Origin of the sequence: Leeuwenhoekiella sp. H156, assembly GCF_052218455.1 — a bacterium.
Lineage (GTDB): Bacteria > Bacteroidota > Bacteroidia > Flavobacteriales > Flavobacteriaceae > Leeuwenhoekiella > Leeuwenhoekiella parthenopeia.
Genome location: NZ_CP197499.1, coordinates 1,987,491 through 2,010,214, shown reverse-complemented (window position 1 = coordinate 2,010,214; position 22,724 = coordinate 1,987,491). Strand labels below are relative to the sequence as shown.

General features: G+C 43.9%; 22 protein-coding genes and 1 riboswitch. Of the genes, 11 read left to right on the top strand and 11 right to left on the bottom strand.

The window, feature by feature from the left end; genetic code table 11:
- Window positions 1-29 precede the first annotated feature (29 nt).
- The 7 genes from rsmA to ACSSS3_RS08730 all read left to right on the top strand — a co-directional run bounded on the left by rsmA (window position 30) and on the right by ACSSS3_RS08730 (window position 5,525).
- Window positions 30-884, top strand: a complete 855-nt coding sequence (rsmA, locus tag ACSSS3_RS08760) for a 16S rRNA (adenine(1518)-N(6)/adenine(1519)-N(6))-dimethyltransferase RsmA (RefSeq protein WP_442847250.1) — start codon at window positions 30-32, stop codon at window positions 882-884.
- Between the two features lie 212 nt (window positions 885-1,096).
- Window positions 1,097-2,446 (top strand): magnesium transporter, encoded by a 1,350-nt coding sequence (mgtE, locus tag ACSSS3_RS08755; RefSeq protein WP_442847249.1) that lies wholly within the window; start codon window positions 1,097-1,099, stop codon window positions 2,444-2,446.
- Between the two features lie 103 nt (window positions 2,447-2,549).
- The gene (locus tag ACSSS3_RS08750; RefSeq protein WP_442847248.1) at window positions 2,550-2,834 is read left to right on the top strand and encodes a type II toxin-antitoxin system ParD family antitoxin; all 285 of its coding nucleotides are present in this window, start codon (window positions 2,550-2,552) and stop codon (window positions 2,832-2,834) included.
- Window positions 2,835-2,953: 119 nt separating this feature from the next.
- Window positions 2,954-3,361, top strand: coding sequence for an acyl-CoA thioesterase (locus ACSSS3_RS08745; protein WP_099644496.1), 408 nt, complete (start codon window positions 2,954-2,956; stop codon window positions 3,359-3,361).
- A 9-nt stretch (window positions 3,362-3,370) separates the two neighbouring features.
- The gene (locus ACSSS3_RS08740; protein WP_442847247.1) at window positions 3,371-4,309 is read left to right on the top strand and encodes a 2-hydroxyacid dehydrogenase; all 939 of its coding nucleotides are present in this window, start codon (window positions 3,371-3,373) and stop codon (window positions 4,307-4,309) included.
- An 80-nt stretch (window positions 4,310-4,389) separates the two neighbouring features.
- Window positions 4,390-4,995, top strand: a complete 606-nt coding sequence (locus ACSSS3_RS08735) for a MarR family winged helix-turn-helix transcriptional regulator (protein WP_442847246.1) — start codon at window positions 4,390-4,392, stop codon at window positions 4,993-4,995.
- A 38-nt stretch (window positions 4,996-5,033) separates the two neighbouring features.
- Entirely contained in the window at window positions 5,034-5,525 is a 492-nt protein-coding gene (locus ACSSS3_RS08730; protein ID WP_442847245.1) for a GNAT family N-acetyltransferase, read from the top strand.
- On the opposite strand, the gene ACSSS3_RS08725 is transcribed toward ACSSS3_RS08730, so the two are convergent.
- From ACSSS3_RS08725 to ACSSS3_RS08710, 4 genes are all read right to left on the bottom strand, one after another.
- The gene (locus ACSSS3_RS08725; protein WP_442847244.1) at window positions 5,512-7,344 is read right to left on the bottom strand and encodes a GNAT family N-acyltransferase; all 1,833 of its coding nucleotides are present in this window, start codon (window positions 7,342-7,344) and stop codon (window positions 5,512-5,514) included. The two genes, ACSSS3_RS08730 and ACSSS3_RS08725, sit on opposite strands and share 14 nt — an antisense overlap.
- 133 nt (window positions 7,345-7,477) lie before the next feature.
- Complete coding sequence (locus tag ACSSS3_RS08720; protein ID WP_442847243.1) at window positions 7,478-8,734, bottom strand: aspartate kinase; 1,257 nt, start codon at window positions 8,732-8,734, stop codon at window positions 7,478-7,480.
- A 3-nt stretch (window positions 8,735-8,737) separates the two neighbouring features.
- Window positions 8,738-9,226, bottom strand: a complete 489-nt coding sequence (locus tag ACSSS3_RS08715) for a GNAT family N-acetyltransferase (protein ID WP_228228566.1) — start codon at window positions 9,224-9,226, stop codon at window positions 8,738-8,740.
- Between the two features lie 111 nt (window positions 9,227-9,337).
- Window positions 9,338-9,763: a TerB family tellurite resistance protein gene (locus ACSSS3_RS08710; protein WP_228228565.1), complete on the bottom strand. Its 426-nt coding sequence runs from the start codon at window positions 9,761-9,763 to the stop codon at window positions 9,338-9,340.
- A gap of 622 nt (window positions 9,764-10,385) precedes the next feature.
- Here ACSSS3_RS08710 and ACSSS3_RS08705 point away from each other — a divergent pair.
- The 3 genes from ACSSS3_RS08705 to ACSSS3_RS08695 all read left to right on the top strand — a co-directional run bounded on the left by ACSSS3_RS08705 (window position 10,386) and on the right by ACSSS3_RS08695 (window position 15,598).
- Entirely contained in the window at window positions 10,386-11,411 is a 1,026-nt protein-coding gene (locus tag ACSSS3_RS08705) for a ligase-associated DNA damage response exonuclease (RefSeq protein ID WP_442847419.1), read from the top strand.
- Between the two features lie 111 nt (window positions 11,412-11,522).
- Window positions 11,523-13,130, top strand: a complete 1,608-nt coding sequence (locus ACSSS3_RS08700; RefSeq protein WP_442847418.1) for an ATP-dependent DNA ligase — start codon at window positions 11,523-11,525, stop codon at window positions 13,128-13,130.
- Window positions 13,130-15,598, top strand: coding sequence for a ligase-associated DNA damage response DEXH box helicase (locus ACSSS3_RS08695; protein WP_442847242.1), 2,469 nt, complete (start codon window positions 13,130-13,132; stop codon window positions 15,596-15,598). The genes ACSSS3_RS08700 and ACSSS3_RS08695 overlap by 1 nt, the downstream gene beginning before the upstream one ends.
- Here ACSSS3_RS08695 and moeB read toward each other — a convergent pair.
- The 7 genes from moeB to thiS are packed head-to-tail and all read right to left on the bottom strand — an operon-like array spanning window position 15,595 to window position 21,908.
- Entirely contained in the window at window positions 15,595-16,665 is a 1,071-nt protein-coding gene (moeB, locus tag ACSSS3_RS08690) for a molybdopterin-synthase adenylyltransferase MoeB (protein WP_442847241.1), read from the bottom strand. The genes ACSSS3_RS08695 and moeB overlap by 4 nt on opposite strands.
- Window positions 16,666-17,775 (bottom strand): 2-iminoacetate synthase ThiH, encoded by a 1,110-nt coding sequence (thiH, locus tag ACSSS3_RS08685; RefSeq protein WP_442847240.1) that lies wholly within the window; start codon window positions 17,773-17,775, stop codon window positions 16,666-16,668. It lies immediately after the preceding gene.
- Window positions 17,768-18,538 (bottom strand): thiazole synthase, encoded by a 771-nt coding sequence (locus ACSSS3_RS08680; protein WP_442847239.1) that lies wholly within the window; start codon window positions 18,536-18,538, stop codon window positions 17,768-17,770. The genes thiH and ACSSS3_RS08680 overlap by 8 nt, the downstream gene beginning before the upstream one ends.
- Before the next feature lie 9 nt (window positions 18,539-18,547).
- Window positions 18,548-19,213 carry a thiamine phosphate synthase gene (locus tag ACSSS3_RS08675; protein ID WP_442847238.1) on the bottom strand — a complete coding sequence of 222 codons (666 nt, stop codon included), beginning with the start codon at window positions 19,211-19,213 and terminating at the stop codon, window positions 18,548-18,550.
- Window positions 19,194-19,793, bottom strand: a complete 600-nt coding sequence (locus ACSSS3_RS08670) for a thiamine phosphate synthase (RefSeq protein WP_442847237.1) — start codon at window positions 19,791-19,793, stop codon at window positions 19,194-19,196. The genes ACSSS3_RS08675 and ACSSS3_RS08670 overlap by 20 nt, the downstream gene beginning before the upstream one ends.
- A 10-nt stretch (window positions 19,794-19,803) precedes the next feature.
- Window positions 19,804-21,660: a phosphomethylpyrimidine synthase ThiC gene (gene thiC / locus ACSSS3_RS08665; RefSeq protein ID WP_442847236.1), complete on the bottom strand. Its 1,857-nt coding sequence runs from the start codon at window positions 21,658-21,660 to the stop codon at window positions 19,804-19,806.
- Between the two features lie 44 nt (window positions 21,661-21,704).
- Window positions 21,705-21,908 carry a sulfur carrier protein ThiS gene (gene thiS, locus ACSSS3_RS08660; RefSeq protein WP_442847235.1) on the bottom strand — a complete coding sequence of 68 codons (204 nt, stop codon included), beginning with the start codon at window positions 21,906-21,908 and terminating at the stop codon, window positions 21,705-21,707.
- Between the two features lie 90 nt (window positions 21,909-21,998).
- Window positions 21,999-22,096: riboswitch (TPP riboswitch) on the bottom strand.
- Window positions 22,097-22,269: 173 nt separating this feature from the next.
- Between thiS and ACSSS3_RS08655 the strand changes: the two genes are divergently transcribed.
- On the top strand, window positions 22,270-22,677 hold the full coding sequence (locus ACSSS3_RS08655; RefSeq protein WP_228228562.1) for a VOC family protein: 408 nt from the start codon (window positions 22,270-22,272) through the stop codon (window positions 22,675-22,677).
- Window positions 22,678-22,724: the final 47 nt, after the last annotated feature.

Here is a 22,724-nt window from a genome sequence, read left to right as displayed (position 1 = left end):
GTTTTGCTCAAATCGCTATTTTACGGGTAATGAAGAAAAAGTTCAAAAAGACCGAAAACCAACACCGGGCAGACGATCCCGTAAAAGCTAAAAAACATCTGGGGCAGCACTTTTTAAAGGACGAAACTATCGCCCGTAAAATTGCCGAAACCCTTTCCTACACGGGCTATTCAGATATTTTGGAAATTGGTCCGGGCACGGGAGTGCTTACCAAATATTTACTGCGCAAAGACATGAACATCACCGCGATGGACCTCGACAGCGAGTCTATCGTGTACCTCAACCACAGCTTTCCGCTGGAGTATGCCGAGCAAATGGAAGGCTGTAATCTCGAGGTGGTAGAAGCCGATTTTCTCAAAGTTGACCTCAGCACCTTGTTTAGCGACAAGCCTTTTGCGATAACGGGAAACTTTCCTTATAATATTTCGACCCAAATCGTTTTTAAAATGCTCGAGTGGCGCGATCAGGTGCCCGAGTTTACGGGGATGTTTCAAAAGGAAGTCGCCCAGCGCATCTGTGAGCCCGAGGGCAGTAAGGCTTACGGAATTCTTTCGGTTTTAGCCCAGGCCTTTTACGATGCCGAATACCTGTTTACCGTACCTCCTTCGGTCTTTAATCCACCGCCAAAAGTAGACAGCGGCGTTTTACGGCTTACGCGAAAGGAAAACTATAAAGATTTGGCCTGCAGTCCCGAAGCCCTTTACAAAGTGGTCAAAATGGCCTTTCAGCAGCGACGCAAAACCCTGCGCAACAGCCTGAAGCAGCTCGAACTCAGCGAAGCCTTTCGCGAAAGCGAAATTTTTAACCTTAGACCTGAGCAACTGAGCGTTACCCGGTTTATAGAGCTTACCCGGGCCATTGAGAATGATCCCGGCATTAATTAAATCACAAAAATCTCCCTAAATCTCCCTGAAACTAGAGAGATTAAAGTTCCTGGCCTTTGAAGAGAAGGTTGGGGTGGTATGATTCGCTCTCAAGTTAAATTTAGACCTGCAACCACAGCGGTAAATCTATCCTAAAGCAGCAGAGCGCAAGGCCTAGTTTGATTATATTTGCACGACTTTAAACGAGTATTAACCCCGATACAGTAGCGACTATGGCTTTTGAACTTACCGAAGACCTTATAGAGCAGATTGAAAACTTTATCGAGGTAGGCGACAATCAGAGTCTTCTTGATCTTCTCGAGGACGTGCACCACGCTGATATCGCCGAGATTCTGGACGAGGTCACTACCGAAGAAGCGACCTATCTGGTAAAGCTTCTGGATAGCGAGACCACCTCTGAGGCACTGATGGAGCTGGATGAGGACTACCGGGAAGAAATCCTGGATAACCTCTCTCCACAGGAAATTGCAGACGAACTTAACGAACTCGACACCGATGATGCAGTGGATTTCCTATCTGAACTGGACGAGGAGATTCAGCGGCAGGTAATTGATGCCATTGAAGACGAGGACCACGCCCGGGATATTGTTGAGATGCTTCGGTATGACGACAATTCTGCCGGGGGTCTTATGGCAAAAGAATTGGTGCGCGTGCGCGAAACCTGGACGGTTGCAGGCTGTGTGCGCAAAATGCGGGCGCAGGCGCAAAATGTAACCCGGGTACATTCGGTTTATGTGGTAGATCGCACCGATAGATTAATAGGCCGGCTTTCACTCAAAGACCTGCTTACTGCTGATGCAAAATCCAAAATTTCGGACATTTATATTCCCAATGTAGACTCGGTTAACGTGCACGACACCGCAGAAGATGTCGCACGACTGATGCAAAAATACGATCTGGAAGCCGTGCCTGTTGTCAATGACAACGGTATACTGCTGGGCCGTATTACCGTTGATGATATTCTCGATTTCATTAGGGATGAGGCCGATGAAGATTACCGTATGGCCGCCGGTCTTTCGCAGGGCGTTGAGGCCGATGATACGGTGTGGGAACTTACCCGTGCCCGCCTGCCCTGGTTGGTTTTGGGTCTTGTAGGCAGCCTTGGCGCTGTGAATATCATGAAAGGTTTTGAAGGAGCTCTAACAGTACATCCCGAACTCTTTTTCTTCACGCCGCTCGTTGCGGCGGTTGCCGGTAATGTAGGGGTGCAATCAAGTGCGATTATTGTGCAGGGTCTGGCAAACGACAACGTGACGGGCAGTATGTGGCTGCGTTTGGTTAAAGAAATAAGTATTGGTCTTATAAATGGCATGGCGCTTGGCATTTTGGTAGTAAGCTTTGGGGTTATTTTCGGTTTTGGTTGGCTGCTGAGTTCAACCGTAGCGGTGGCAATGCTTTCCGTAATTATTGTAGCAGCGCTGGTAGGTACCTTTGTGCCTATTTTACTTGACTGGCGCGGGATTGACCCGGCTATTGCAACCGGACCCTTTATCACCACCAGCAACGATATTTTTGGAATTCTTATTTACTTCAGCCTGGCCAAACTTATTTTAGGGTTTTAAAAAGCTTTATTTCTCAATACCGAGTACCCGTTCCCGGTAAATTCCTTAGACCTTAAATCCACACGTCATTCTCGCAGAATTGAGTTATATTTAAGTCAATTGTATGATAATTGATTTAGATATGGGTACCGTATGCAAAACCATTACCGTTACTGAAAAGTACGACGACTGGATTAAGGAGCAAATCAGCAAAGGTGATTTTACCAATGAAAGTGAGTACATCAGATCGCTCATTCGCCGCGAACAGCACAACAACTCTCAATTTTTAAATCTAAAGTCGAAGATAGACAAAGGTTTGGAAAGTGGTTTAAGCTCTAAAACCGTTGAAGAAATCTGGGATGCGGGTAAAAAGCGCTTTGAAGAAAATCAGAAGCGTAAAAATGCTTAGTATTCAGATTTCATGTGAAGCTGAAAATGATCTTGGAACTCACCTCTAAACCTTCCCAAATAATTCTCAAAATCCGTTCTTCTACCCGCTTCGCCATTTTAGTTTCCTATTTTTGAAAAATGAATGCGAAAACTTTTACCCTTGACGTTACCATTCCCGCCGAAGCCATTGACGGTTTGGGTCACGTAAACAATGTCATCTATCTGCAATGGGTGCAGGATGTAGCCGAAGCACACTGGCAGCACAATTCAACCCCAAAAATGCTAAAACAATATGCCTGGGTTGCTTTGGAACACACCATAAAATACCACGCTCCTGCTTTTGAGGGCGAACAGATCATCGTTGAAACCTGGGTCGAGAAGTTTGAAGGCGTGCGTTCTATTCGGCATACCAAAATTCACAGACCGGCAGATGAGAAAGTGCTGGCCACAGCGGTAACCAACTGGTGCCTGCTCGATATGCAAACCCGAAAACCCCTGCGTGTACCGGCATCCTTTACCGCCTATTATGAAGAAGTGAACCAATAAACTATTCTAATGAAAATACTCCACATAGACAGCAACCACGCACTTATGATTGAACAACTGGCCGCTGCAGGTCATATCAATCACGAGGATTATACTTCTAGCAAAGAGGAAATCGAAGCAAAAATAGCCGATTATGAAGGTGTGGTTATTCGAAGTAGATTCAAAATTGACAGGCAATTTCTGGATGCCGCAACAAACCTCAGGTTTATTGCCCGCGTAGGTGCAGGCCTCGAAAGTATTGACATCCCGTATGCCGAATCAAAAGGCGTACACCTCATCGCTGCTCCCGAAGGAAACAGAAATGCCGTAGGCGAGCACGCTCTGGGAATGCTCCTGATGTTATTCAACAAACTGAAACAGGCAGATGCCGAGGTGCGTAACGGCCAGTGGAACCGCGAGAAAAACCGGGGTCTGGAACTCGAGGGCAAGACGGTAGGACTTATAGGCTATGGCAATATGGGTAACGCATTCGCGAAAAAATTACAGGGTTTTGATTGTGAGGTACTTTGTTACGACATCCGACCTGATCTGGGTAATGCCAATGCACGCCAGGTTTCGCTTGAAAAATTACAGGAAAAAGCAGATGTTTTAAGCTTGCACACACCCTGGACACCACTCACCGATAAGATGGTTGATGCCGATTTTATAAAGGGCTTTAAAAAGCCCTTTTGGCTTATCAATACCGCCCGGGGAAAAAGTGTGGTCACCGCAGATCTGGTTGAAGCCCTGAAAAGCGGAAAAATCCTGGGCGCAGGTCTCGATGTTTTGGAGTATGAGAAGCTTTCGTTTGAAAACCTCTTCACAGATGCTACTCAAATGCCCGAACCTCTTAAATACCTGATCACTGCTGAAAACGTGGTGCTCACCCCGCACATCGCAGGGTGGACTGTGGAAAGCAAAATCAAACTGGCACAAACCATTGTAGATAAAATTTTGGCGATGCCCTGATACTTCGGTTTCCTGACTTTAAGGAATGAGATGCCTATTTGCAAGGTTTTTAGTATTTTAGAAGAACCTAAGACCCAAATATGCAACACCTCTACGATCCTGCTTACCAAAATCAAAGTCTCGCCTTACGCACAACCGCTGCGCTCGATAAACTCGCAGATGTTTTTAAAACGCTGCTTTGGGAAAGTCAGAAAGAACATCAGCTTTCGCCGTTACAGCAAAAGCTTTTGATTTTTGTAGCCAGCCATAAACCGGAAGAAAATACAGTAAGCAATCTGGTTCAGGAATTCAATCTGACTAAGGCCACGGTAAGCGACTGCATCAGCACTTTGGTTTCTAAAAAATGGCTCAACAAACAGCTCAATCACAAAGACAACCGCAGGTTTTACATTGAGCTTACGGCTCAGGGCGAAGAAAAGCTAAAGGGCTTAACCGACTTTTCCGAACCACTTCAAAAAGCTATAGCGCAGGATTCTGAAGAAAACCTCAAAGAGTTTTACAAATCGCTGTATAATTTACTGGGTCGCCTCAATCAACCACAACTTGCCACGCTAAACCGCTCGTGTTTGGACTGCCAGGCTTACCGCTCAGACCCACTGAATTATGCATTTTGTATGCAACTACGCATACAATTACCTCCTGAAAACAGAAGGCTTGACTGCCCGGAGTACCAGCCAAAAAAATAGTGATCTAGAACCGTTTTATCCTCAAAACTTCAACCCGTATGAATATCAGTATACGCCCGTTTCAGGAATCAGACTATCCCGAGGTAGCGGTGATTTACCAGCAGGGTATTGATACCGGTATTGCGACTTTTGAAGTACAGGCTCCTACTTATGGCGACTGGGATTTGAGATTTCATAAATCCTGCAGACTGGTCGCGGTAACAGAAAATAAAGTTATTGGCTGGGCTGCTTTGAGTCCGTTTTCAAAACGACAGGTATATAGCGGGGTGGCAGAAGTTACACTTTACGTCTCGCCTCTTCATCAGGGTAAACAAGTTGGCTTTCGGTTGCTTTCGGCACTTATTGATGCCAGCGAAAACGCAGGTTTCTGGACGCTGACGGCGCATATTTTTCCGCAGAACAAAGCAAGCCTCGCCTTGCATCAAAAGCTGGGTTTCCGCATTCTGGGGGTACACGAAAAAATTGCCAGGCGCAACGGCAACTGGCAGGACAATACCTTTTTAGAGCGCCGAAGTGCTAAGATCTATTAGCTGCATCTTCTTCCTCCCGTTTAGACTGCTCGAGTTTAAGCTCCAGTTCGGCCTGAAATTCTTCCATCACGGGTTTTACCGTACTTTCCGGAAGGTCTGCGATTTTGATATACATGAGTCCGTCTACCGCATTATTGAATAGCGGATCTACATTAAACGCAACTACTTTAGCGTTTTGCTTGATGTATTTTTTGATCAAAACCGGGAGACGCAGGTTTCCGGTTTCCATTTCTTCGATGATTTTATCAAACTTATTCAGGTCTGCTTCGGTCTCATCAAATACAAATTCCTTATCGGCATCCTTCAGTTTCACCTTAAATTCCTTTTTCGGCCTCACGTATTGCGCTACATAGGGATCGTAATAATGCGACTTCATAAACTCAATCATCAGCGATTTGGAGAAATTGGAAAACTGGTTGCTGATGCTTACCCCGCCAATTAGGTATTTATGCTCCGGAAAGCGCAGCGTGGTGTGTACAATACCGCGCCACAGTAAAAACAGCGGCATTGGTTTTTGCTGGTATTCTTTAATCACAAAAGCCCTTCCCATCTCGATGCTTTCGCCCATCATTTTGTGCAATTCGGGCTCAAAACGAAACAGACTTTGCAGGTAAAAACCATTAATACCGTGCTCGGGCATAATATGCGAGCCCAGTCCCATACGGTAGGCACCGGCAATTTTTTTGGTATCCTCATCCCACAAAAATAAATGATGGTAATGGTGATCGTAGGGATCCAGATCGGTAGGCTCATTAGTACCCTCACCTACCTCGCGGAACGTAATTTCGCGTAAGCGCCCTATTTCTTTTAGGATATTTGGAATATTTTCGGCAGAAGCCAAAAACACCTCATAGTTTTTACTTTGCAACAGACGCCGGTCGTTTTCCCGAAGCTTGTCTACTTCCTGCTCAATGAGTTCGCCTTTGATTTCCTTGACAATTTTTTTGGGCTCTTTAGGCACCTTTAAAGACTGCGGAATGGTACTCAGAATCGACTTTTTTTCGAAAGTCTTGGCGAGCATATAAGTTTTCTTCCGCAGGAAATCGGTGAAATCTTCGAGGCTTTCGTGCTCTTTTTGGGCATTAACACTAATAGGGTTACCTATACGCACATGAATCACGCGATTTTTTTGCGTAAGCAATTCTGAAGGCAATTTGGCCGTACGCAAGGTGTCGCTTATGCGGGAAAGCTGGTAAAATAACCTGCTGTTTTTCGCGTGGAAATAAATAGGAACTACGGGAACTTCAGCCTTTTTAATGAGCTTCATCGCTGCCTCTTCCCAGGGTTTATCTATGATGAGCTTGTCATCTCTATAGGTAGAAACCTCACCTGCCGGAAATATCCCGAGCGGATGCCCGTCGCGTATATGCCGAATCGCCTGTTTAAAACCGGCAATGCTAGACTTGGCGTCTTTATGCTCCTCAAACGGATTAACCGGCATCACATAAGGCTTCAGCGGCTCTATGCGGTGCAGGAGAAAGTTTGCTATGATTTTAAAATCAGGACGCTGCTCAATCATTAGTTTCAGCAGCAAAATCCCGTCTATTCCGCCCAGCGGATGATTGCTTATGGTGATGTAACTGCCGGTTTTGGGCAGACGCTTTAGATCTTCTTCGGGGATTTCAAAATTGATTTGAAACTCACCCAGAATCGCATTTAAAAACTCCAGATCACTCAGGTGCTTGTTGCGGTCGTAGATCTCGTTTGCCTTTGAAATTTTGAGAACCTTCATCAGGGACCAACCTAAAAAAGTACCCGCAAAACCATATTTATCTACATTGATTGCTTTGGCAACTTCTTTTGCTGTTACTAATCCCATGAATATTGAAATAAAGCGATTGAGCTACGAGAAGGCAGGCCAATCAGGGTTTGATATCAAAAAACCGATTTTAATTTGGTCAAAAAACCGATGGTGTATACGGGCAAATATAGCAAAAAACGACTTGAAGCGCTTACAGGCTTACCAGTTGAACGGTATTTTGGGTCACCTGCTTTAACAGGATTTCTTTATTTTCTTCTAACTGACTTACCGCCGCCTGATTAGGATGCCTCAGAGTATATAGGGAAACCTGCTCATAGACCGTTACCTTATAATCAGCTTTGAGCCGGGCCACCAGCTTCTCCAGATTTCGGTATTTATCTTCCACACAGACCGAAAAGCTGATGGCCGAATTTTGAATCAAATCAACCTTAAGCTTATAATAACCCAGAAGTTTGAAAATTTCACCAATGTTTTCTTCATCCATAAACGAAAAATCCAGTGAAGAAAGCGAAAGCAAAATTTGCTGACGTTTCAGAATATAGCAGGGCACGAGCGGATTTATGGGTTCGCCCAGACATACCTGCGTGCCGCTCGCCGTGGGATTCGCAAATGATTTTACCAGCAGGGGTATTTCTTTGCGTTGCAGGGGCTGTAAGGTTTTTGGGTGAATGACCGATGCCCCGTAAAAAGCCAATTCCACAGCTTCGGTATAAGATATGGTGTTTAGTAAAACCGTGTTTTTAAAATACCTCGGGTCTCCGCTTAAAACCCCGGGAACATCCTTCCAGATCGTTACGCTTTCGGCATTAAGGCAATAGGCGATAATCGCTGCGGTATAATCACTGCCTTCGCGCCCTAGGGTAGTGCTAAAACCGTTAGAGTCTGAAGCGATAAAACCCTGAGTAACCTGCAGGCCTTGTTTTGGTATGTTTCGGCTCAGATTGCGCATCGTGATCTCCCAATCTACCTTACCTTCCCGATAGCGGGTATTGGTTTTAATATACCGGCGCACATCGTGCCAGGTATTAACTAAACTGATAACATTAAAGTAGGCACTTACAATGGTAGTGCTCAACAACTCCCCATAAACAACAACCTGATCGTAAACAAAGTCATAATCGGGAGATTTATTTCGCTTTAGAAAGTCGGTAAGCTCATTAAAGAGCAGGTTTAGTTCTTTAAAAACAGAGTGCGAGGTGTTTTCAAAAAGATCTTTTGCGATATTGAGGTGAAAACTAATCAAAGGTTCAAGCGCATCGGTAATACGGTCTTCACGGCTAAAATAGGCATCAACCAACTCTTCAAAAGCATTGGTCATTTTACCCATCGCACTAACCACAACAACCGCATCAGTTGCACCGGTCTCCCGAATTACGTGTGCTACATTGCGCACTCCTTCGGCATCTTTAACCGAGGCACCTCCAAATTTATAGACTTTAAAACCCATAGACTAGACCAGGCCTTTTTGAGCGAGAAAGGCTTTCATCGCCGCAGCATCCATCTGTACCGTGTTCCATTCGGTCATTACATGAGCTCCCGAAGCCTCGTAAAAATCAACAGCAGATTTGTTCCAGTCAAGCACCACCCATTCCAGTCTTTTAAGACCTAACTCGTGTGTGTATTTGATCACTTCGGTATACAGAGCCATCCCAAGACCCTGACCGCGGTATTGCTGGCGTACAATAAGATCTTCCAGATGAATGGTACGCCCTTTCCAGGTAGAAAAGCGGTAATACACCAGAGCAATACCCAGGATTTCCCCGTCACGATCAGCTACAAAACAGGTAAACTGGGCGTCATCACCGGTTCCGTAAGCGATTAGATCATCTACAGTAACCTCAACCGCATCGGGCTCCTTTTCATAAACAGCCAGTTCTTTGATAAGGCGTAAAACCTGAGCCATATCATTGGCATCGGCCTTTCGTATTGTTGCATCCATAAAAACGTATTTTCAAAGCTAAATATACAGTTTTCAAAATGCATGCCCTGCATCCCAAAAACAAAAAACCCACTGCCGCAGCAATGGGTTGATTTATATTTATTTGGCTTTTTACTTCTTGTTCAAAAGATACACATAATCTTCAAAGTCAACGCCACCCTGAAAAATCTGAATGGAACGCTCTATCAACTTTTTAGACTGCTCGGCACTAAAACCAAGACCTATCGCATATTTTTCGATTAAAAAACGCTCGTGATCATCAATCTCATGATCAATGAAAATCATTTTAAAAAGATCGTGCAAACGCTCCAGACGTTTTTCTGAAGTATTTGGCGGATTGATGGGGTATTTGCGTGCATTTTCAACGATATCAACGTACTCATCCTGATCGATATCCAGTTTAACTGCAAAACGTTTTAAAAGTTTGATTTCTTCGGCATTCAATTCACCATCTACGGTGGCCATATTTGCGATAGCTGCGAAGTGCCCAAGGTTGCGTCTGTGCTCGCCGCTATCAAATAAATCTGTAAAAGACATGGTTGTAATTTTAAGTTGTCAAAGATACTATTTCCCAAATCTTAACAAAAAAGAATAACAATAATTTGGGGGATTGCCCGAGCGGCAACAAGGCCGCACGGGCACCGGGCTATCCGCGCTACATGGTAGCCTGCTCCTATCCCTATCCCGTTTATCAGTAAGCAGTGGCAGTTGTTAGTTAGCAGTAATACTAATTAGTGGGCAGTGGCAGTTTTCAGTAAAGAGTAGGTTTTTTGTTTTCCGTTTACGGTTTGCCGGGGAAGCGTGGAAGCGGGGAAGCGTGGAAGCGTGGAAGCGTGGAAGCGTGGAAGCGTGGAAGCGTTTAAGAAAAAAGAAATTCTCCCTATCACTTCCAAACTTTAAGTTTTCAACATTGAATCTCAAATTCGGAGGACTGCCCACTGAGACTACTTACTTCCAAAAGGTAGCTGAGTGATTTTTTGACTCTGCCAAAAAATTGTACCGAAGCTAATATTTTCTTAATCACCCAACCACATTCTATCACCCTTTGTAATTTTAAGCATAATCAATAGGTCATAAGCAAAAGGTCTTCTCTGAAATTTTCAATTTGGAAAAGTCCTAAATCTGTTAAATCTCGATTATCGAGGAAAACGCTACAATCATCAGAGAACCACTTTTACAATTTAACGACAAGGGTATTTATTGTGCCGCTGCAGACGTGTATCTCGATCCGTGGAGGCCGGTAGATAAAGCCATCATTTCGCACGGTCACGCAGATCACAGCCGTTGGGGACACAAGGCCTATATAACCCATCATACCAATATCCCCATCATCAGGCACCGTCTGGGCGATATCAACGTTACCGGCAAAGCATGGGGCGAGACGTTTGTAATCAATAACGTCAAATTCAGCCTGCATCCCGCCGGGCATATTATTGGCAGTTCGCAGATACGCGTGGAGCACAAAGGCGAAGTCTGGGTGTTTACAGGAGACTATAAAACCGAAGATGATGGCATCGCCGTACCCTACGAACCCGTAAAATGCCACACCTTTATTACGGAGTGTACTTTTGGACTTCCGGCTTTTAAATGGCGGCCGCAAAGCGAAGTATTTACCGATATCAACAACTGGTGGGCAGAAAATAAAGCCGAGGGAAAAACCTCGGTGATTTTTGGCTATTCTCTGGGCAAAGCCCAGCGCCTGCTGCGCTATCTCGATACCGATATTGGTAAGATTTACACCCATGGCGCCATCGAAAATATGACCGAAGTCATCAGACCACTTACCCCAATGCCCGAAACTACCCGGGTAACCCGGGAAACCAAAAAAGAAGAACTAAAAGGCAACATCGTTGTTGCGCCGCCCAGCGCCCACGGCAGCACCTGGATTCGCAAAATGGTGCCGTACGTTACCGCTTCGGCCAGCGGCTGGATGACCTTTCGCGGAGCGCGCAGAAGACGTGCCATAGACAAAGGTTTTGTACTGAGCGACCACTGCGATTGGCAGGGACTTTTAGAAAGCATCAAAGCCACCGGCGCCGAAAAAATCATCAGCACCCACGGCTACACCGATATTTTTACCCGCTTTTTACTGGAGCAAGGCTATGACGCCCGCACCGAAGCCACCCAATACGAGGGCGAACCCGGCGAAGAAAACAAAAAAGAAGAAGTAAGTGAAAACGAATAAGCCCCCTAACCCCCGAAGGGGGCATAGAAGTGGAATACGATAAAAATACGAGTATTAATGAACACCGTTGATCAAACTTCAGATAAGCAAACTAAAACCCCCTTTGGGGGTATGGGGGATTTTGCAGAACTGATACGAAAAATAGACAGTACCAACAAGACCAACATCAAGGTTGATGCGCTTACGCAATACTTTCGCGAAGCGCCACCTAAAGACAAGGTCTGGACGATTGCGATTTTGTCGCACCGCCGTCCTCCCCGGCCGGTCAATACCACCTTATTAAGAACCTGGGCTACCGAACTGGCTCAGATTCCGTTATGGCTGTTTGAAGAAAGCTATCACATTGTAGGCGACCTGGCCGAGACCATTGCGCTGATCATTCCCGCTTCCGAAGAACGTACCGATAAAAGCCTCACGCAGTTTTGTGAAGAAATCATCGCCCTCAAAAAAAAGCCCGAAGACGAAAAACGTGAATACCTGCACGAAAACTGGACGCGCCTCAATTATTACGAGCGCTTTGTGTTCAGTAAACTCATCACCGGTAGTTTTCGTATTGGCGTAAGTCAGAAATTGATGACCCGTGCCCTGGCAAAGGCTACAGATATTGATGTTGACGTACTGGCCTATAAACTGATGGGCGATTGGGATCCCAAAACGATCAGTTTCCAAAAGCTCATTTTAGAAGAAAACAAAGCTGATTTTCTAAGCAAACCCTATCCCTTTTATCTGGCCTATGCCATTGAAGACACTCCGGCAGATCTGGGCGATGTAAACGAATGGTTTGCCGAGCATAAGTGGGACGGCATCCGCTCGCAGGTCATCATTCGCGAAGACGAACTGTTTGTCTGGAGCCGCGGAGAAGAACTGGTGACTGACAAGTACCCCGAGTTTGAAGCCTTCGTAGAGGCTATCCCCAACGGGACGGTGCTCGATGGTGAAATCCTTCCGTTTAAAAAAGGAGTGATCGGCACCTTTAACGATCTACAAACCCGCATTGGGCGTAAAAATATTACCAAAGCCCAACTCAAAAAAACACCTGTGATTCTCAAAGCCTACGATATTCTGGAGTGGGAAGGCAAAGACATTCGGGATCTGGCTTTCGCCGAAAGGCGAAAACTATTAGAAAAATTATTCACTCAGGTTAAGACTGAAGCATTACCGCTCCACCTTTCTGAAACTATCGCGTTTTCAAATTGGGAAGAAGCTGCCGCAGAACGGGAACGCAGCCGCGAGGTGATGTCTGAAGGTTTGATGTTAAAGCGGAAAGACTCGCCCTATCTCGTGGGTCGTAAAAAAGGCGACTGGTGGAAATGGAAGGTTGACCCGCTCACTATTGACGCGGTGCTTACCTACGCGATGCGCGGTCACGGCCGCCGTAGCAATCTGTTTACCGATTATACTTTTGGACTTTGGGATGAAAACAAGGAAGAGCTCGTCACTTTCGCCAAAGCCTACTCCGGCCTTACCGATGCCGAGTTTCGCAGTCTGGACGCCTGGATCAAGAAGAATACATTGGAGCGCTTTGGCCCTGTGCGCAGCGTAACTCCGCATCACGTTTTTGAAATTGCCTTTGAGGGGATCGCCATCAGCAAACGCCACAAAAGCGGTGTCGCCACCCGTTTCCCGCGTATGCTGCGTTGGCGTAAAGACAAAAAGATTGAAGATGCCAACACCTTAGAAGATCTTAAGCAATTGATTCCGAAGCCTGAGAAGTTATAATGACAAAAAACCAACTCCATAAACTCGCGCAATCCTGGTTTAAAAATCAGGGATGGAAACCTTTTGCGTTTCAGGAAGAGACCTGGGGGGCTTTTTTGGAAGGTAAAAACGGTCTTCTCAACGCGCCTACAGGAAGCGGAAAAACCTATGCCCTTTGGGTAGCATTTGTTTTAGATTACATCAAAAACAATCCTGATTATAAAACCAAACACAAACCGGGACTTAAAGCGATCTGGATTACGCCTTTGCGGGCACTTTCGGTGGAAATTGCGCAGGCGGCAGCGCGTTTTGCAGATGGTTTGGAAACCCAACTAACCGTAGGCATACGCACCGGTGACACGCCTCAGGCGGAACGGGCAAAGCAAAAACGCAAAATGCCCGATCTGCTCATCACCACGCCCGAAAGTCTTCAGCTTTTGCTGACGAGCAAAGACTATAAGAAGGTCTTTAAGAATTGCACGGCTATAGTGATTGACGAATGGCACGAACTCCTGGGCAGCAAACGCGGGGTACAAACCGAACTCGGACTCTCCCGGCTTAAAGCCATTGCCCCAAAACTGCGTATCTGGGGAATTTCAGCAACCATAGGCAATCTCGATCAGGCACGCGAAGTACTACTGGGACCCGATTCTAAAGCCTTTAAAAATTCGGTTTTAGTCAAAGCAAATCTGGGAAAAACCTACAAGGTTGAAAGCATCATCCCTGAAACTATGGAGAAATTTCCATGGCGCGGACATATGGGATTGCACCTGTTGGAAGAAGTCGTACCTATTATCAACAACAGCAAAACCACGCTATTGTTTACCAATACACGGGCGCAGTGCGAACTTTGGTTTCAGAAAATGATGTACAAGCACCCGGAGTATGCCGGTGAACTCGCTATGCATCATGGCAGTATCAATAAAGAAACCCGGCTCTGGGTAGAGCAGGCCATAAGAAACGAAAGCCTGAAAGCTGTGATTTGCACCTCAAGTCTCGATCTGGGGGTTGATTTTGCGCCGGTAGAGAGCATCATCCAAATTGGTGGTCCCAAAGGCGTTGCCCGTTTTTTACAACGTGCCGGCCGCAGCGGGCACCAGCCCGGGAAAGAAAGTGTGATCTACTTTTTACCCACGCACGCTATCGAATTGATCGAAGCTTCGGCGCTGGGGAAGGCAGCGATCAATCAGGTGGTTGAAGACCGCATTCCATATTTATTGAGCTTTGACGTCTTAATTCAATATTTAACAACACTTGCAGTCGCAGACGGTTTTTACCCGGCTGAAATCTGGAAGGAAGTAAAACAAACTTTCTGCTTTCATGCGATGAGCGAAGAGCAATGGCGATGGATTCTGAATTTTATCACCAAAGGCAGTCAGTCGCTGCAAGCCTACGACGAGTATAAAAAGATTGAAATTGAAGAAGACGGCAAGTTTAAGGTAAATAGTAAAGCCGTCGCGATGCGCCATCGGTTACAGATCGGTACCATTGTAGGCGATGCCGCACTGCAGGTAAAATATTTAAAAGGCGGCTACATTGGCACCGTTGAAGAATGGTTTATCTCTAAACTTTCGCCCGGCGATGTGTTTACGTTTGCCGGCAAAAACCTCGAACTCTACCGCATCAAAGGCATGCAGGTTTTGGTGAAAAAGGCTAAAACCAAAAAGCAGGCAAAAGTGGTGAGTTGGATGGGCGGTCGGTTGACGCTTTCGGCACAAATGAGCGAGTTGCTGCGCGAAGAATTGTATTCGGCTAATTTGCCTTTTGAGCAACAAACCCGGGAGCTTCAGGCGTTAAAAGACATCTTCGACCGGCAGCGTTTGGAATCAATCGTTCCCAATAACGATCAGTTTTTGATTGAAACTTTCAAAAGTCGGGAGGGTTTTCACCATATATTTTACCCCTTTGAAGGCCGCTTTGTACACGAGGCTTTAGGAAGTTTACTAGCCTACCGAATCAGTTTACTTTCGCCCATAACCTTCAGCATCGCATTTAACGATTACGGTTTTGAGATACTTTCAGACCAAAAAATCGATATGCAACAGGTGCTCGACAACGACTTATTTACGGCTCGTTTTTTAGTAGAAGACCTTCAAAAAAGCCTGAACAGCACCGAAATGGCCCGGCGGAAATTCCGCGATATTGCCGTCATCAGCGGGATGGTATTTACTGGCTTTCCGGGGAAAATCGTCAAAAACAAGCATCTGCAAAGCAACAGTCAGTTATTGTTTGAAGTTTTCAGAGATTACGAACCCGAAAACCTGCTTTTTCAGCAGGCATACCGGGAGACTTTTGAACATCAGCTCGAAGAAGGCCGCTTGCGACTGGCTTTGGAGCGTATAGAAAAACAGGAAATTGTGATCAAAGCCTGCGAAAAAGCCACGCCCTTCTCCTTCCCTATTATTACAGACCGACTTCGGGAAAAACTGAGCAGCGAAAAGCTGGAAGACCGCATAAAAAATATGCTGCGCTATCTGGATAAGATTTAGCTTTCTGCAGATAAAACAGCTGAAGCTCCTCCCTTTAAACTGACTATTTTTTTTTGAGGAAATTGTTTTATAAGTGCTTTCACTGCCGCAGCACTACGTTTTCCGGAAGCGCAGTATATTAAAATATTATCCTGCTCCGCCAGCAAATAAGGATCTGCCATCAGTTTTTTTAGGGAAATGTGCATTCCACCTAAACTGAAAAGCTCCCGCTCTTCCCGCTCCCGCACGTCTACTAAAAAATAGATTTCTTTATTTTCTGTGTATGCGGAATATTCCATTTCAGGGGTTGAATCTACTCCGCAACTCAAATTTAGATCAATAAGTTCTGTAATTGTAATCGCCTCATTTTTTGCAAACGGAAGAAGTATTTGAGAAGCTTCAAGGCTATTGTAAATAAGTAGTTTCCCGGAAAGCACACTGCCCAAATTTAAAATGATCTTAAGCACTTCATTTGCCTGAAACATTCCTATAATGCCAGGTAAAACTCCTAATACGCCCACTTCGCTACAAGTAGGCATATCTGCTTCTGAAACCGGCTTTGGATAGAGGCAGCGATATGTAGGTCCGTTTTTATAATTAAACACAGAAACCTGCCCTTCAAACTTAAAAACAGATCCAAAAACCAGCGGTTTTCCGGCTAGTACTGCAGCATCATTTGCAAGATATTTAGTACTGAAACTATCACTCCCTTCAACAATGACATCGTATTTATCAAATAAGTCGAGTGCATTATCCGCAGATAAGCGAATGGGGTAAATCTCAATATCCAGTTGTGAATTAAGCCTATTTAAAGCCTCTTTTGCGGCTTCTACTTTCAACTTCCCGACTTGATTTTCAGCAAATAAAATCTGTCTCTGCAGATTGCTAAAATCCACACAGTCATCATCTACAATTCCCAATTTCCCTACTCCGGCAGCAGCTAAATACTGTAAAGCAGGACAGCCTAGACCGCCACATCCTATAACAAGTACTTTAGCACTTTTGAGTTTTTGCTGCCCAAATTGTCCTACCTCATCAAGCAGAATATGTCGGGAATACCGCTTTTTTTCATTTGTAGACAACATCATTCAAAAGTTTTGATCCCAATCTTTCCATACCGGTTCGCGACCACTATCACGTAACATTTGTGCAATGGCTTCGATACTGCGCTCGTCTGAAATCTCAAATTGCTCCAAAGACTGTGGTTCTACCACATAACCTCCGGGATTTGTTTTTGATTCTGCACTCATCGAAGTGATTCCTAAATGCACAATATGATCTCTAAATTTTTCCTGCTCCCGTGTAGAAATTGAAAGTTCTACATCTTCATCAAAAATACGATAGGCACAAATTAACTGCAGCAAATCGGGATCTGTCATTTCTACTTTGGGTTCGAGGCCGCCACTAAAAGGACGCAGCCTTGGGAACGAGATAGAATACTTTGTTTTCCAATACGTTTTTTGCAAATATTTAAGATGCAAAGCTGTAAAAAAACTATCTGCGCGCCAGTCTTCAAGGCCAAATAAAGCGCCTAAACCTATTTTATGAATACCTGCCTTACCTAATCTATCTGGAGTTTCTAAGCGATAATCAAAGTTTGACTTTTTGCCTTTGGGATGGTGTGTTTTATACGTTGCTTCGTGATAGGTTTCCTGATACACCAGTGTGGCATATAAACCTTCTTTAATTAAAAGCTCGTACTCATCCTGATCTAATGGCTGTATTTCTATTGAAATGTTTGCAAAATGCGGTTTTAATAAACGTATGGCATTAGCGATATATGAGACGCCTACTGCCTGATTAGCTTCCCCGGTAACCAACAAAATATGTTGAAAACCTTTATCTTTCAAAAATTGAGCTTCTTTAAGAATTTCAGCATCATTCAGCGTTTTTCTGGGTATTTTATTAGTTAGACTAAAACCACAATAGGTACAGATATTCTGACACTCATTACTCAAATACAAGGGTGCATACATTTGCATAATATTCCCAAATCGCTTCTGTGTGATCGCCTTGCTTTTTGCCGCCATGTGCTCCAAAAATGGTTTTGCCGCTGGTGAAATCAATGCTTTAAAATCCTCAAGATTGGGTTTGGGACTGGCCAGCGCCTGCCGAACATCCTGTTCTGTTTTAAACAAAATAGATTCTAAAACCGTTTCCCAGGAATAGGCTTTTAAATGCTCTTTAAAATTAGTCATATAAAAATTGAGTTAACGGGCTGCTCGCCTCTGCATGTGTAGATTGAGGTGCAAATCGAGCAGTATATGCCAGTCTACCAGCTTCTACAGCAAGTTTAAAGGCCTTTGCGATGGTCACAGGATCTGGAGAAACAGCAATTGCTGTATTTACTAAAACAGCATCGGCTCCCAGCTCCATTGCATCTGCAGCGTGAGATGGTCTTCCAATACCTGCATCTATAATAACCGGTACGTTGCTTTGCTCAATAATAATTTCTAAAAAATCCCGCGTTTTAAGTCCGTTGTTACTGCCTATTGGTGAACCCAGAGGCATCACACATTGCGCACCTACTTCTTCAAGGCGCTTGCATAATACGGGATCAGCCTGTATGTAAGGCATCACTACGAAGCCCAATTTTACGAGTTCTTCACAGGCTTTAAGTGTTTCAATAGCATCTGGCAACAAATATTTAGGATCTGGGTGAATCTCAATTTTAATCCAGTTTGTTTCTAAAGCTTCACGAGCCATTTGAGCAGCAAAAACAGCTTCTTTTGCTGTGCGCACTCCAGATGTGTTAGGAAGAAGGTGCAAAGCTTCATGAGCGAGATTACTTATCATATCATCTTCTTCATTTCCTGCCTCTATGCGCTTTAAAGCAACTGTTACAAGCTCACTTCCTGAAACTAAAATTGACTCACGCATGAGAATCGAACTACTAAATTTTCCGGTTCCTGTAAACAGTCTTGAACTGAAGGTCTTATCTGCTATTCTTAATTTTTCCATCTGTATTGTTTAAAAGTTTTGCCAAAGATTGGATGCCTGCTTAATAGGTTCTTCCGGATTATGGGACTGAGTAAGTAATCCTGAGACAGCAGTGCCGTGAAGTCCGCAATTTTTTAAAGGTTCAAAATCTGCTGAAGTGATTCCACCTATCGCAATTACCGGTACTGTGTTTTGACTTTTTAGATATTGCCGAAGCAGTTGCGAATAGCCAGTAATTCCTAATATCGGACTCAATTTTTCTTTAGTTGAAGTAAAACGCAAAGGCCCCAAACCTATATAATCAACGCCATTTTTTAAGTGAGCCAAACATTGTTCCAACGTGTTTGCAGTACCGCCAATAATTTTAGAATCGCCTAAAATCGTGCGTGCTTCTGCGGTTGACATATCGTGCTGACCCAGATGAACACCTGCGGCTTGTACTTCTTGTACCACACGCACATCATCATTTATTATAAGTTTTGCATCGAATTGATCGCATAATTCTTTTGCTCTATAAGCAGTTTCAAGGACCTCTTCATAACACGTGTTTTTCATACGTAACTGCACCCAATTACACCCCGCGTTCAAAACCCGTTCTATATGTTCTAAATGGGTTTTACCATCTGCTCCTTGAGAGATATAGTGTAAATGGGATATTTGCTTTTTTACCGACGTATCATTTAAATGTATTTTCATAATCACGTTTAATTTTAGTGAATGCATCTATGGGCTTTTCAGAAAGCCAGATCGCACCCAAAACAGCGACTCCGCTAAATCCTCGTTGATGTACTTTTGCTATTTTTTCTGAAGTGATTCCACCCAAAGCGATTATTTTTTGCGAAATATCATGTACTTCAAATAGTTTTCCTTCATATCCTGTTTTTGAAATTGATTTAAAAACAGGACTTAAAAAACAGTAATCAAAAAGTGCTGCGTGAAACTTGAGTTCGTTTATCTCATGAAAAGACGTACTCACCTGAAACCCTTTATTTTTTAGGATCTTTACTTTCGATTTGAAAGTATGAGCCTGTACATTGCGCTGTTTTTCTTTGAAATGCATTCCCTTACAGCAGAATTCTTCAACTAGCGTATGATGCTGATGCAACATCATTGCTGCTAAATATTGGGGCTCAAACTCCTGAAACCAGCTTTTTAATTCAGAATAAGAAGCCTTCGGCTTGCGTATGTGAACTGTTTTTAAACCCAAATCAATCAATTGTTTGATTTGGAATATTTCATCAGTAAAAAACACTTCAGCGGTAATAACAACCAGCATCTTTAATGATTTACAGATATACTTCGTTTCCGTGTTTTTTAAACTCTTCCGATTTTGCTTTCATACCTTGCTCAAGAGCCTCTTCAGTTTCTAAGCCATTTTCTTTAGCGTAATTGCGCACATCCTGACTAATTTTCATAGAGCAGAAATTAGGACCGCACATCGAACAAAAGTGAGCTATTTTGGCATTTTCAGAAGGTAGGGTCTCATCGTGAAATTCACGAGCCGTATCAGGATCAAGCGCCAGGTTAAACTGGTCTTCCCATCTAAATTCAAACCGCGCTTTACTCATCGCATCGTCTCTATGTTGTGCTCCCGGATGGCCTTTAGCTAGGTCTGCAGCATGCGCTGCAATTTTATAGGTAATCACACCCGTTTTCACATCTTCTTTATTAGGCAAGCCCAAGTGCTCTTTAGGTGTCACGTAACACAACATCGCACAACCATACCAGCCTATCATTGCAGCTCCTATACCGCTGGTAATATGATCATAACCCGGTGCAATATCTGTTGTAAGAGGGCCCAATGTGTAAAACGGAGCTTCCCCACACACTTCAAGTTGCTTATCCATATTTTCTTTTATCATATGCATTGGGATGTGACCCGGTCCTTCTATGATACATTGCACATCGTGTTTCCATGCGATTTTTGTGAGTTCGCCTAAAGTTTCCAACTCGGCAAACTGTGCATAATCATTTGCATCTGCGATACTCCCAGGACGCAGACCATCTCCTAAAGAGAACGACACGTCATAGGCTTTCATAATCTCACAGATATCTTCAAAATGTTCATATAAGAAACTTTCTTTGTGGTGCGACAGACACCATTTTGCCATTATAGAGCCTCCACGAGAAACAATACCAGTAAGACGTTTTGCCGTATGCGGTATATACTTAAGGCGAACACCGGCGTGAATCGTAAAATAATCAACACCCTGCTCGGCTTGCTCAATAAGTGTATCTCTAAAAATCTCCCAGGTTAAATCTTCGGCTTTGCCATTAACTTTTTCTAAGGCCTGATAAATAGGTACCGTCCCTATGGGAACCGGGGAGTTGCGTAAAATCCATTCCCGGGTTTCATGAATATTTTTACCCGTAGAAAGATCCATTATTGTATCTGCACCCCAGCGACAGGCCCATACTGCTTTTTCTACCTCTTCTTCAATTGACGAAGTCACAGCAGAGTTGCCGATATTGGCGTTTATTTTTACCAGAAAATTACGCCCTATAATCATAGGCTCTGCCTCAGGATGGTTGATGTTTGCCGGTATTATCGCCCTACCACGGGCAACCTCATCACGTACAAACTCAGGTGTGATCACTTTAGGAATACTCGCACCATAACTATTGCCGGGATGCTGTGGGGTAATGTGTTGTATTTCGGTAAGTCTTTGATTTTCACGAATTGCTATATATTCCATTTCAGGGGTAATTATTCCCCGGCGCGCGTAATGCATCTGAGTTACATTCTTGCCTGCTTCAGCTTTTAAAGGGTTTGTATTGCGTACAAAACGCAAATGATCCAGCGCCGGGTTTTCTTCCTGTTTACGACCGTATGCAGAAGAAAGTCCTGATAATTGCTCAGTGTCTTTTCGGTCTAAAATCCAATTTCTGCGTATAGGATCCAGTCCTTTTTTTACATCTATTTTGACATTAGGATCAGTATACGGGCCGCTGGTATCGTACACCAGAACCGGTGCGTTTTTTTCAATCTTACCATTAAATTTATCTACCGTATCTGCCAGGGTAATCTGACGCATAGGCACGTTAAGGTCTGGATACAGGGTCCCGCTTACAAATACCTTTTGAGAATTAGGAAAGGGTGCGCGGCTAATCGTTTGTTGCTTTGGGATTTTTTCAGTTTTCATAATGGGTAGTTTTTTAGAATTGCACGTGTCAAAAATCAAAAAATCTATCCTCCTTGCGTGGCTTTAATTACTAGAACCAGCGCATCATTTTTCAGCATAAAATCATCCCACGCGGCCCGCGTAATAATAGTATTATTAACAGCCACAGCAATACCTTTTTGCACAATGTTAAGATGGCTTAAAAGCTCTGAAATCGAAAGTTCTTTAGAGAAAGAATGTAATTGATTGTTGACGTTTACAGTGATCATTTAAAATGGTTTAACTGTAAACTGAAGGGGGCATAGGCCAAAAAGCAACAATCCTTAAGAATTGAATCTGTTTTAAGATTCAATTAATTGTAGAGAGTTTTTACTTTTCCCTTCGCTGGTACTAACCAGATCAGGTTCAAAGGGTACTATCTCAGCCGATATCACTATCAGCGCCCCTAAAGTTTACAATGTAAAGCTAAACATAAATTCGAGGAGCACTATACTTATAAATCAAAAAATTTAGAATTGCATCGGCTTACTTAACATTATTTAGCCTTTGATTAAGAACAATATAACACCTCACAGCAGAATTGATGAGGGTTGAGGCCGTATCTTTAAGAGAACTAAAAAATCAAAAATTATGACAACTGTAAAACCATATTTAACATTTAGAGGAGAATGCCAGGAAGCGCTGAATTTTTATCAGGATTGCTTTGGTGGTGATATCATTAATAAAGAGACTTATGAAGGGAAAGAAATAGATATTCCCGGAAATTATCGCAATAAACTGCAACACGCAGAACTGAAAGGGAAAGGAATTCACCTGATGGCCTACGATGCTTCCCCAGATACTCCGGTGCAACAGGGTAACACAGTACAATTGGGCGTGGATCTGGACAGCAAGGAAGAAGTAAGTGAACTGTTTAAAAAGCTTTCTGCTGAAGGGCAAAGCCTGGCAGACCCGCAAGAAACCAGCTGGAATGCCTATTACGCCCGCGTACGCGATAAGTACGGAATAAGCTGGATGCTGAATGCCGACTTAAACTAATCAGTTGCTATCGAAATAGATTAAAATGCCGAAGTTAATGCTTCGGC